Genomic DNA, 12929 nt, shown 5'->3' on the forward strand with positions numbered 1-12929 from the left:
TGTTATTTATTAAGAATATCACAAAAGAGTTTACATTTCGTCGATTTTTTTTGCTTCTTGTCGATAGTTGCGAATATTTCGTCTATGTTTGTAATGTAATTAGTCTATTAAATTGTAAAAACATTAATCTATTAATTAAAAAAACAAAAAAATATAAAAAAAACTATACTAACAGTACATTAATTCTTACTACTTATGAATACCAAAACCCTCACCCTCATCTACCTATTACTTTTAGGTTTCAATTTAAGTGTATTTGCTCAAAACCCTGGAAATGTCCCTACAGGTTTACAACTTTGGTTAAAAGCTGATTCTGGCACCAATTTATCAGGTAGTGATGTCACTTCTTGGGAAGACCAATCCATAAATTCGATTACTGGATCTTCAGATGGTGTTAACCACGCAACTATAATTAACGATGGTTTAAATTTTAATCCAATTGTTCAGTTTTCCGGTGACGAATTTTATAACTACGGGACACCTGTAACATTAAATATAGATCCTAGTTTATTAGGAATGACTATAATTTCAGTTGTAAAAACAGATCAAGCACAAGGAGGTACAGTTATCTCTAAAGGTGATAATACCAATAGAAATTTTCAATTACATTTTGATGCAACACACAGAGTTGTTCATAACACTTTTGGAAGATCAATAAGCAACAATGCAGAGCGTGTTGGAACGTTTCACACGTTAAACGAAGCAAAATTAAGCTCTAACATAGTTAATTTAGCAATTGTAGATCCGTTATTAAGATTAACTCCTTTTGTTAATGGTATTGCAGACCCATCTACAACCAACGATGGTGTACAATCTGGAACCAGCAATCTTTCTGATGTATTAATAGGTGCACGTCGTCAAACTGTTAATTCGGGTAGCACAGATTTTTTTAATGGTGATATCGCAGAAGTAATAGTATATAATAGAGACTTAACTGTATTAGAGTTACAACAAGTAGAATCTTATTTAGCTATTAAATACGGTATAACCTTAGGGGCTAACGACCAAACTTGGGATAGCTCTACTAGCACAGCTACAGACTTAACTTATTCTGGTACCAGCACAAACTATTTTAACTCTTTAGGAAACATAGTATGGAATGGTGCTGCAAACTCAGGATACGGACATAATGTAATTGGAATTGCAAGAGATGACAATTCTAGCTTATTGCAAACTAAATCGACTAGCTCTAGTACTGTTACGGAGTCTATTTTAACTATTGAAGGAGAAATAGGTAGCTTTTTAAATGACGATAGTTATTTAATTATAGGTAGTAATGGTGGCGAAACCACATTAACCTCTACAGGAACACCTACCAGAACCACACAAGTATTAAATAGAATGTGGAAAGTAAGCGAAGCTAATAATGATACAGGATTAGTTAAATTAGAATTTGACCTAAATGGTACAACAATTACAAATGCTGAAGCTACAGAATTAGATTTATTAGTAGCTGACGATGCTAGTTTAGATGATTATAAAAACTATAGAGGAAGTTATAATACTTCTACTAAAATATTAACCTATAACCTTATTGAATTAAAAGATGGACAGCTGTTTACTTTAGCAATTCCAGATGTAATTGCTGGACCGTTTCAAATCTTGCTTGATGGTGTAGACGATTTAATTACAACTAATTTAGATTTAAGCGGTTTACCAGAAGTTACTATTATGTGCTGGGTAAAAAAAGCAAATGATAGCGAGTTACTTCAAACAGGAATTATAGGACAAAATGGTGTTTTTGGATTATCAACACTAAACGATGATTTAAGTGTAATTTGGGGAGGTAACATTGTTGGAGGTTTAGATCTTACTCAAACTGGACTTGGAAACACAGGAGGCACTTGGCACCATATTGCTGCTTCGTTTAAAAATGGTTTTATAAAAATGTATTTTGATGGAGAGTTAGTCGATTCGTTTTTAGACACCTCAGGAAACACTGTACTTGGACTAGCTAGTGTAGCAACATTTAATATTGGTGGAGACATCACTAGTCTACTTGGAACAGATAATTTTGAAGGAGAAATAGACGAAGTACGTGTATTTAACAAAGCATTAGAAGACGAACAACTACAACAAATAGTATATCAAGAAATTGAAAATAACGCTGGAAATGTTAGAGGAAGCGTAATCCCTAAAGACATTAAAGACCATGCACTTAACTCTACAGTTAGCTGGTTAGACCTATCATTATATTACACCATGAATGTGGTAAGAGGAAATTGTGTAGTAGATGGTTCTGGTAATGCATTAAACGGTTCTATACAAGGTATTTCTTCTAATACATTATGGAATCAAACCACGCCAATGCCTTACGTATCTGTTAATGATGGAGCTTGGACTTCAGAGTCTACATGGTTACATGGTGATGTTTGGGACATAGAAGATTTACCAAATAAAGATTGGTCTATTGTAGAAATTAATAGTAATGTAGATACCAATAGTGCTCATACGCATTTAGGCTTAATTGTAAACCCTGGTAATACATTAACAATAAACGGAACCAATGAATTAAAAAACACATGGTTTTTAGATTTAAACGGTACCATAGACTTAAAAGAAGATTCTCAATTAATTCAAACAGAATTAAGTGATTTAAACGTTACAAGTGCTGGAAAAATTTTAAGACGTCAAGAAGGTGTAACAAGTATGCATAGATATAACTATTGGTCTTCTCCTGTTGGTGCAATTAGCACAACTAGTAACAATACAGATTTTTCAGTAAACATGTTACAAGATAACAATGGATTTATTCAATTTGTAAACACATATGACGCACCATCAACCACACCTGCTTCTATTAGCAGAAGATGGTTATATACATTTCAAAATGGTGTAACATATTACGACTGGATACCAAGAGACGAAAACAGTTTAATACCTGCAGGTGTTGGATACACTCAAAAAGGTCCTGGTGTTGCTGGTACAGAGTTTCAATATATATTTGAAGGAAAACCTAACAATGGAGATGTTATTATTCCTGTTGTTGATACTGGAGGTCCTGGTTCTGTACATAGCTCTACACAAACGCTTTATTTATTAGGAAACCCTTACCCTTCTGCTATAGACGCACACCAGTTTTTAGATGACAATGCATCTGTTTGTGGTGGTACAATTTACTTATGGGAACAATGGTCTGGAAACAGTCATAATTTAGCAGAATATAATGGTGGTTATGCAACATTAAATAAATTTGCTAAAGTACCAGCATATCAATTTGTAGGAATAAATGGTGCAAACAACGGATTTCAAGACGGAACCAAAACACCAACTCAATTTTTACCTGTAGGACAGGGGTTTATGACAGAAATTGTATTAGATGGTGACATTGTTTTTAACAATAGTCAAAGAGTATTTAAAGAAGAAGCTCTTGGAGAATCTGTATTTTTTAGAACTGGTAACACTAATAATCAAGCAGATAATGACTTAACAGAAGTTGACGCTTGTAAAAAAATTAGATTAGAATTTAAAGTTGACAACAAGCCAACAAGAGAATTAGTAATTGGTTTTTGCGGAAACACAACAGATGGTTTTGATTATGGTTACGATTCTAAACCAAACGAATTTAACAACAATGATATAGCAACTTCGTTAAACGGAGACAAAATGTTAATTCAGGTATTGTCAGAATTTTCAGAAGACAAATTAATAGATTTAATATTAAGCACAAGAGGTAATCATAATTACTCAATAACTCTTACTGAAAAAATAAATTTTGATGAGTCTCAAGAAATATTTATCTATGATGCTTTTGCAAATAAATATTATGACTTATCTAACTTTCAAAATTATAATTTTAATTCTGCAGATGGTATTAATCCCAACAGATTAAAAGTAGTTTTTAAACAACAAGCTACTTCAAATTTTGATAATCAATCTGACAATGTATTTATGTATTTAGACCAAGACAGTAATACTTTTTACGCTAAAGGTTTACAACAAGACGCATCTATGTTACAAGTAATAAATATGCATGGACAAATAGTACATAACACCTCTAACAATACCAATAAATCAAAATTAGATCAAGGTGTGCTTTTAGATAAATTTAGCACAGGTGTTTACATTGTAAAGTTAACTTTAAACAATGGAGAAACCCTTTCTAAGAAAATTATTATGAAATAAATAATATCCCTTAACTATAAAAAACCTGTAACTCAAGTTGCAGGTTTTTTTATGTTAATTCAAGAACAGGATTCGCTAACACGCATCTCTCAAGGCTCCGCTTTGAAAATAGAAAAACCGAAAACATAATTTTGAGTAAGCTCAATTTTGTTTTCGGTTTTTCTGTTTATTCGTGACCTCGAGAGGATTCGAACCTCCAACCCTCAGAGCCGAAATCTGATATTCTATCCAGTTGAACTACGAGGCCTATTGAGCAATGTAGTTAATAATTTTTTTGAACTACCTAGCCAAAAAGACTTTAAGACAATCTAGCTTTTACAATTGTAGAAATAGTTTTACCATCTGCTTTTCCTGCCAATTGACCACTAACCATTCCCATAACCTTACCCATATCTTTCATGCCTTCTGCTCCAGTTTTAGCAATAACATTGTCTACTATTTTAGCAATCTCCTCCTCACTCATGGCTTCTGGTAAAAACTGAGCTATCACTTCTGCTTCTGCTAATTCTGGTGCTGCTAAATCTTCTCGTCCTTGTTCTAAAAATATTGCAGCACTATCCTTGCGTTGCTTGACTTGTTTTTGAAGTATTTTAAGCTCTTCTGCTTCTGTCAACTCTGCTTTTGCTCCAGTTTCTGTCTGCGCTAAAAGTATAGCAGATTTAACAGCTCTTAATGCAGTTAATGCAACTGTATCTTTACTTTTCATTGCCTCTTTTAGGGCTGTCATTATATCTTTAGATAAACTCATTTTATTTGTGTTTTTATTGAACCACGAAGATAGGTAAAAGTATTTATTTTTAAATGTGATTGCTTTTGCACTGTAGAAACTAGACTTAAAAAATTCTTATTTGTAAAAGCGGGATTAGTTTTACCAATAACTTTGAATGCAACCCTTTCTTTTCAAAATAGGATTTCACTAAAAAAACCCGAAAAGCTTGAGGGCACTTTTCGGGTTAAAAATGGATTAATTTAAGTGATTAGTTTTCCGAAATAAACCGGAATAAACCTAACTAACTATTTAAATAATAGTGTTTTATTAATCTACGTTGTCATGCAAAAAAGAATTGTTACTTCTTAATTGGATATCGTCATTATCATCAACACTAAGTGTTGTTTTTGAAATACTATTGTCTGATGAGTGTTGACTATTATCTAACTCTAAACCTTGACGTTTATAAGCTGGAATTTTCTCTATATCTTCAATTTTAGAACTATTGAATTTATGATTAAAATTCTTCATTTTTTTTCTACGCTCGTCTGCTCTGCTTTTTAATAACTCAGAGATTGGCGTATTCATAGGATCTACTTCTGTTTCAGTCACATCTTCATCTGTATCCTCTAATGTTTTCTGTTCAAAAGCAACTTCCTTATCGACTTCAACTTTTGGTTCAGCCACTTTATTAATTGCAGAATTTACCTCAACATAATCATCTAAAGCATATCTTACTTCTCCAGTTTCAGAATTTTCGGTTACAGGAATAATTTCAATAAAATCATTTACTTCCATATCATTAACCTCGTCCGTTAAATTCATTACCACTGGTTTCTCCTCTTCTACTGTAGACTCTACAACTGGCTCTGATAATGGCATATCAAAACTTAATGTAATTTGTTGCTTCTCTTCTTCTTCTTCAATTCTAACTGGTGCCTCCACCTCTGTATTGGAAACTGTAGTAATATTAAAATCTTCAGTGTCTTCAACATTTACATCCACTTCAGAGTATATGACATCCATGTTTTTAATAAGCTCGCTTGTTGGAATTAAATCTACATCCTCATAGCTCACTCCTTTTTGTTTATTTATTTGAGCCATTTCAAATGCAGACAGCTCATCTTCTGTATTGTCTTCAATATCTAAAGTATGCTTTACTACCGCTTGAGGTGTCTCTTGCGTATCTTCTAGCTCAATATTAGGTAAGATTATAGCTGGCTCTTTTTCGTTACCACTTAAATCTTGTTCCATATTTTGGTCGTCTTCTAAAGCATGAATGACTTTTTTAATTTCGGTGTTTGAAATTTCATTTTGCTGCTCGACATCAAAACCTGTAGCTATAATGGTTACAGAAATTGACTCTTCTAAGCTTTCATCTTCACCAACACCCATAATAATATTGGCTCCATGACCAGCTTCATTTTGGATATGATCGTTAATTTCTCCAATTTCATCAATAGTAATTTCATGAGCTCCAGAAACGATTAGCAACAATACGTTTTTGGCTCCTGTAATTTTATTATCGTTTAATAACGGAGAATCTAATGCTTTAGAAATAGCTTCGTGAGCACGATTTTGTCCTGAAGCTTCAGCAGATCCCATAATAGCAGTTCCGCTATTACTTAATACTGTTTTTGCATCGCGTAAATCGATGTTTTGCGTGTAGTGATGCGTTATGACTTCTGCAATACCACGTGCTGCAGTAGATAATACTTCATCTGCTTTAGAGAAACCAGCTTTAAACCCTAGGTTCCCATAGACTTCACGTAATTTATTGTTGTTTATAACCACTAAACTGTCCACTTCTTTACGCAATTTTTCAATCCCTTCTTGAGCTTGCTCATTACGCATTTTACCTTCAAACTGAAATGGCATCGTCACAATTCCAACGGTTAAAATATCTAAATCTTTAGCCATTTTAGCTATGATTGGCGCTGCACCTGTACCAGTTCCACCTCCCATTCCTGCTGTAATAAATACCATTTTAGTATTGGTATCTAACATACGTTGGATGTCATCAAAACTTTCTACCGCAGACTGCTCTCCTACATTTGGATTAGCACCTGCACCAAGCCCTTCTGTTAAGTTTACACCTAATTGAATTTTGTTTGGCACACCACTGTTTTGTAACGCTTGTGCATCTGTATTACAGATTACAAAATCTACACCTTTAATGCCTTGAAGAAACATGTGATTGATAGCATTACTACCTCCACCACCTACACCGATGACTTTTATGACATTAGATTGATTTTTTGGAAGATCGAATGCTATGTTTTCGAATTCGTTGTTGCTGCTCATAAATTCTAGTTTTCTGGATCAATTATTATTTTAAAGCGATATAACATCGCTTGAATATTATTATTTTAATTTTACTCTGCGTTATCTAAAAAGTCTTTAACCCTTTCTGTTAACGTATCTAAAAACGACTTGCGTTGTTTTTTTGGAGGTTCTACTTTTTCTACTTCAGGACTTTCTTGGTTTGCCTCTTCCTGAGCCTGAATTTCTTCTTCAATTTTAGCTTCTGCTTTTTTACGGTCTTGACGTTTTAAACCGTCCATCACTAATCCTACTGCTGTTGCAAATAGAGGACTAGTAATAGCGTCATCACTATCGCCTGCAAGATGCTCGTTTGGATATCCAATTCTGGTATCCATTCCTGTAATATATTCTACTAATTGTTTTAAATGTTTTAATTGACTTCCTCCTCCTGTTAAAACAATACCTGCAATTAGTTTCTTTTTTTGTTCTTCGTGTCCGTAGTTTTTTATTTCGACATATACCTGCTCTACTATTTCTACAACACGTGCATGAATAATTTTAGACAGGTTTTTAAGGGTAATCTCTTTAGGATCACGACCTCTTAAGCCTGGAATAGACACTATCTCGTTATCTTTATTTTCTCCTGGCCATGCGCTACCAAATTTTATTTTAAGTAATTCGGCTTGCTTTTCTATAATCGAACATCCTTCTTTGATATCCTCAGTAATTACATTACCTCCAAAAGGGATTACAGCTGTATGACGGATAATACCATCTCTAAAAATGGCTAAATCTGTAGTACCACCTCCTATATCAATTAAAGCAACACCTGCTTCTTTTTCTTCTTGACTTAATACTGCATTAGCACTTGCAAGAGGCTCTAACGTGATACCTTCTAATGCTAAACCTGCACTTTGTACACAACGTCCAATGTTTCTAATAGATGATACTTGCCCAACTACCACATGAAAATTAGCTTCTAAACGCCCACCATACATACCAATTGGCTCTTTAATTTCGGCTTGACCATCAATTTTATACTCCTGTGGTAAGACGTGTATAATTTCTTCTCCAGGAAGCATAACCAATTTGTGTACTTGATTGATTAGGCGTTCTATATCATCTTCATCAATAACCGTTTCGCTATTTGGTCTAGTAATGTAATCGCTGTGTTGTAAACTTCTAATATGTTGTCCAGCAATACCTACAGTTACTCCTTCAATTTTTAATGCTGCAGCAGCTTCTGCTTCTTGAATGGCTAATTGAATAGATTGAATAGTTTGTGTTATGTTATTAACCACACCACGATGTACACCCAAACTTTTAGACTTACCAATGCCTAAAATTTCGACTTTACCATATTCGTTTTTACGACCAATCATAGCCACAATTTTTGTGGTTCCTATGTCTAATCCTACTGCAATGTTTTGCTCCATAACTTATGCTTTTGTACACACAACTTGATTACCAAATTGCAAGTTTACTTTACTGTAATTGTTTAAGGTTTTATCTTTTGTAGCTTTTAGGTAAAAGGCTTTTAGATTATTTATTTTTTTATCTAATTGTTTTAAATCTCCTAGTTTGACTACAAAATCACATTGTCTTAGTTTAAGGTCCATCGTTCCATTCTTGTTTTGATGAATGCGAACAACATGCTTTTTTAAAAACTCGTCTTCTTGAATTTTTACTGCTATTTTTTGTGCCTTCTCTAAGTTTTTTTTATTGACAAATCCAGTAACAATTGGGACGCGTTCTGTATAGTTTTTTGATAATGGCATATAACCACCATTGCTATCTATATAATACGACACGTCTGTTACCACTCTGGCAATAGGTGTTTTTTGTTTAACCTTTGCTGTTAAATGTCCTGTTACACTAACGTAAACATCTGCAAACTCTACAATTGGGTTTGCATTTAGAGTCGTTTCTAATAAGTTCAAATCTAAAATTTCTTTAGGCTCATTTGTAACGTACTGTTGATTTTGTATTAACAACTTACTAACATCTTCTTGTGTCATAAAAAGATTATTGTTTCCTAGGAATTCTACATGAGGTTTAGAAATCGTTCTTTTATTATTTCTTGCAGATGAAAACGCATACAAAAACACTACTAAACCCAGTAGAAACAGTAGTTTTATGTTATTCCAATTAACTTTCATTTTGAAGTGCTTTTTTAATTTTTGAAACTTCTGCACCTATATCTCCAGCTCCAATAGTTAAAATAATATCTGCTGTACTTTTCTTTATATTTTCTATTAAAGTGTCTTTTGTTACTAATTTTTTATTTTTTGCAGTCATTAAACTTAACAACCACTCTGAAGTTACACCTTCAATTGGCATTTCTCTTGCTGGATAAATATCCAATAATAGCAGTTCATCAAATTGTGATAAGCTTTTTGCAAAATCTTGAGCAAAATCTTGGGTTCTTGAAAACAGATGTGGTTGAAAAATGGCTAATACTTTTTTATTAGGATACATTTCTCTAACTGCCTGATGGACTGCATTAATCTCTTCTGGATGATGTGCATAATCATCGATAAACACTAAATTATCTGTCTTAAGTTGATAGGTAAATCTGCGCTTTACACCTTTATAAGACGCTAAAGCTTTGGCGAGCTGTTGGATAGGGACTCCATATTCTACAGACATCGCCAGAGCGACTAAAGCATTTGACAAATTATGTCTACCAGGTAGGTTAAATTGCAAATTTTTAAGCACTGTTTTTGGTGTTTTTACATCAAAAACATAGGTGCCATTTTCTATTGTTATGTTTTGCGCAGCATAGTCTGCATCATCTTCTATTCCGTAAGTTATTCCTTTAAGCGGAAGTCCATTTTTAACAAACAGTTTTCCGTTAGGCTTTAATTGTTTTGTAAAATCTTTAAACGAAGCTATCAATGCAGAAGCATCTCCATAAATATCTAAATGGTCTGCATCCATGGACGTGATACAAGCCATATCCGGATGTAAGGTTAAGAAGGAACGATCAAACTCATCTGCTTCAACCACACTAACCTCTGTTCCGTTAAGAATCAAATTAGAATTGTAATTTTCGCTAATTCCGCCTAAAAATGCGGTTAGTGGCACATTACACTCGTGTAACAAATGTCCTAAAATACTAGTTGTAGTTGTTTTACCATGCGTACCTGCAACTGCTAAACAAAACGTGTTTTGAGTGATTAACCCTAATACCTGAGAGCGTTTTAAAACAGTAAACCCATTATTTTTAAAGTAAGTCAACTCCATGTGACTTTTAGGCACAGCAGGCGTGTAAACAACTAAGGTCGTTTCTGGGTTTAAAAAACGGTTATCCAGATTAGCTACAGAATCTTCAAAATGTATGGCGATATCTAAATCTACCAGACTATCTGTAATATCTGTTTTAGTTTTATCGTATCCAGCAACACACTTACCATTAGCTTTAAAATAGCGCGCTAATGCAGACATACCTATTCCTCCAATGCCTATAAAGTAAATGTTATATATGTTGTTTAAATTCATTATTTATTTAGAAGTTTTTCTACTTCGTCTGCGATATCTTTTGTAGCATTAACTAATGCTAATTTTTTAATATTTTTACTTAGTTCTTCTTGTTTTTCTTTTGAAGCTACTAATTGTCCAAATTTATTTTTAAAGTCTACTTTTAAATCTTCTTGCGCAATTAAAAGCGCTGCATTTTCATTTACAATAGCTGCAGCATTTTTGGTTTGATGGTCTTCTGTAACATATGGAGAAGGCACAAAAATGGTTGGCTTACCAACTATACACAGTTCACTTACAGAACTTGCTCCAGCACGAGAAATAATAAAATCTGCAGCCGCATAAGCATAATCCATTCTGTTTATAAATTGATGCACTTGCACATGCTTTGTGTTTCCGTAAAGTTTATAATTTTGGTAGTATAATTTTCCACATTGCCATATAATTTGGATGTTTAGCGTTTGCAAAAAATCCAATTCATTAACCATTAATTCGTTAATAGCTTTTGCACCTAAACTTCCCCCTAAAACCAATAAGGTTTGTTTGCCTTCTTCTAGTTTAAAATGCTTGATAGCCTCAACTCTTTTAGAGGAAATATCTAATAAATCTTGTCGTACAGGATTACCTGTTTTTATAATTTTGTTGGCTGGAAAAAAACGTTCTAATCCATTATAGGCAACACAAATTTTTTGAACTTTTTTTGATAATAATTTATTGGTGATTCCTGGATACGAGTTTTGTTCTTGGATTAAACTAGGAATTCCTTTTGATGAGGCTACTTGCAATAATGGACCACTAGCAAAACCACCAGTTCCAATTGCTACGTCAGGTTTAAACTGATTTACTATTTGTCTAGCATTCCATAAGCTATTTATTAACTTAAATGGAAACATCATATTTTTAAGTGTTAGTTTTCTTTGAATACCAGAAATCCATAACCCTTTTATAGCATAACCAGCTTGCGGAACTTTTTCCATTTCCATACGGTCTTTAGCTCCAACAAATAAAAATTCTGCGTTTGGAAAACGCCTTTTTAATTCGTTAGCTATAGCAATTGCGGGATAGATGTGACCACCTGTTCCGCCACCGCTTAAAATAATTTTGTATGCTTTGTTTGTGTTACTCACTTTTAATCCTCTAAAGTTTCTGATAAAATCTCCAATGGATGTTCTCCATCTTCTTCTTTTTCTTTTTGTATAATTTCTTCACGCTTAGCACTAACACTTAAAATGATTCCGATTGCTAAACAAGTCATCCAAATACTAGTTCCGCCACTACTTATTAATGGTAAGGTTTGTCCTGTTACCGGAAACAACTCGACTGCTACAGCCATATTTATCATTGCTTGAAAAATAATAGGAAGCCCAACACCTAAGACTAGTAATTTTCCGAAAATAGTATCTGCTTTTTGCGCGACAATTATGATTCTAAATAATAACCACATGTATAAAATCATTAATGCAAAACCACCTAATAATCCATATTCTTCAACAATTATGGCGTAAATAAAATCTGAAGACGATTGTGGTAAAAAGTTTTTTTGAATGCTTTTTCCAGAACCAACGCCTACAACTCCTCCTGAAGCTATTGCTATTTTAGCTTTTTCTATTTGGTAATCTTCTTCTGTGTCCTCACCATTAAAAAAACTTTCTATTCTACTGGTCCATGTATCTACTCTATTAGGCATCGCATCTGGAAAAGCTCTTGCGATTAAAACAAACAAAGCTAGCCCTACAACTCCTGCTAAACCCATTGCAATTAGATATCTTAAAGGATATCCACCTAAAAATAATAATGCACAAGCCATGACAAAAATGATAGCTGTAGTTGAAAAATTAGAAGGTAAAATAAGAGCTAAAATGATAAAAACCGGAATCCAAAGAGGCAAGATGGACTCTTTAAACGTTATGGTTTTGTCCTTAATTTTAGACAAGTATCTTGCTATATACACCATTAAGACAACCGCAGCAAAGGTTGATGTTTGAAACGACATATTAACAAACGGTATACGTATCCAACGACTCGCATTTGCACCTTGTATAGTAGTACCTTGCAAAATAGTAAGTATTAGTAGCACAAATACAATAGGCAGCATTACCATAGATAAACCTCTAAAATATCGATACGGTATTTTATGCACACCATACATAATAGAAAACCCTAAAAACAAATGCATAAAGTGCTTAACAAAATAACCAAAGGTATTACCATCTCCACCAATATATGCTAAGTTACTTGCAGCACTGTAAACAGGTAAAAAAGAAAATATAGCCAAAAGCGCAGCTATTGCCCATATTAATTTATCTCCTTTTATGTTTTTAAATACTGTTTGCATGACCTTGATTTTTAA

The 12929-nt window shown here is 33.5% G+C and carries 8 protein-coding genes and 1 tRNA gene; 1 reads left to right on the forward strand and 8 read right to left on the reverse strand.

Going from position 1 to position 12929, the window contains the following annotated elements; translation table 11 throughout:
- Positions 1 to 195 precede the first annotated feature (195 nt).
- On the forward strand, positions 196 to 4125 hold the full coding sequence (locus tag LY08_RS08710) for a LamG-like jellyroll fold domain-containing protein (protein ID WP_111660070.1): 3930 nt from the start codon (positions 196 to 198) through the stop codon (positions 4123 to 4125).
- A 173-nt stretch (positions 4126 to 4298) separates the two neighbouring features.
- Here LY08_RS08710 and LY08_RS08715 read toward each other — a convergent pair.
- From LY08_RS08715 to LY08_RS08750, 8 genes are all read right to left on the reverse strand, one after another.
- A tRNA-Arg gene (locus tag LY08_RS08715) sits at positions 4299 to 4372 on the reverse strand.
- A 51-nt stretch (positions 4373 to 4423) separates the two neighbouring features.
- Positions 4424 to 4873 carry a GatB/YqeY domain-containing protein gene (locus LY08_RS08720; protein ID WP_111660071.1) on the reverse strand — a complete coding sequence of 150 codons (450 nt, stop codon included), beginning with the start codon at positions 4871 to 4873 and terminating at the stop codon, positions 4424 to 4426.
- A 288-nt stretch (positions 4874 to 5161) separates the two neighbouring features.
- Positions 5162 to 7138 (reverse strand): cell division protein FtsZ, encoded by a 1977-nt coding sequence (gene ftsZ, locus LY08_RS08725; protein WP_111660072.1) that lies wholly within the window; start codon positions 7136 to 7138, stop codon positions 5162 to 5164.
- A gap of 71 nt (positions 7139 to 7209) precedes the next feature.
- The gene (gene ftsA, locus LY08_RS08730) at positions 7210 to 8535 is read right to left on the reverse strand and encodes a cell division protein FtsA (RefSeq protein ID WP_111660073.1); all 1326 of its coding nucleotides are present in this window, start codon (positions 8533 to 8535) and stop codon (positions 7210 to 7212) included.
- Positions 8536 to 8538: 3 nt separating this feature from the next.
- Positions 8539 to 9258, reverse strand: coding sequence for a cell division protein FtsQ/DivIB (locus LY08_RS08735; RefSeq protein ID WP_111660074.1), 720 nt, complete (start codon positions 9256 to 9258; stop codon positions 8539 to 8541).
- On the reverse strand, positions 9248 to 10600 hold the full coding sequence (gene murC / locus LY08_RS08740; protein ID WP_111660075.1) for a UDP-N-acetylmuramate--L-alanine ligase: 1353 nt from the start codon (positions 10598 to 10600) through the stop codon (positions 9248 to 9250). The genes LY08_RS08735 and murC overlap by 11 nt, the downstream gene beginning before the upstream one ends.
- Positions 10600 to 11706, reverse strand: coding sequence for an undecaprenyldiphospho-muramoylpentapeptide beta-N-acetylglucosaminyltransferase (gene murG / locus LY08_RS08745; RefSeq protein WP_111660076.1), 1107 nt, complete (start codon positions 11704 to 11706; stop codon positions 10600 to 10602). Before murG ends, murC begins: the two co-directional genes overlap by 1 nt.
- A gap of 2 nt (positions 11707 to 11708) precedes the next feature.
- Positions 11709 to 12914 (reverse strand): FtsW/RodA/SpoVE family cell cycle protein, encoded by a 1206-nt coding sequence (locus LY08_RS08750; RefSeq protein WP_111660077.1) that lies wholly within the window; start codon positions 12912 to 12914, stop codon positions 11709 to 11711.
- Between the last annotated feature and the right edge of the window lie 15 nt (positions 12915 to 12929).

Source organism: Olleya aquimaris (assembly GCF_003259525.1).
GTDB lineage: Bacteria > Bacteroidota > Bacteroidia > Flavobacteriales > Flavobacteriaceae > Olleya > Olleya aquimaris.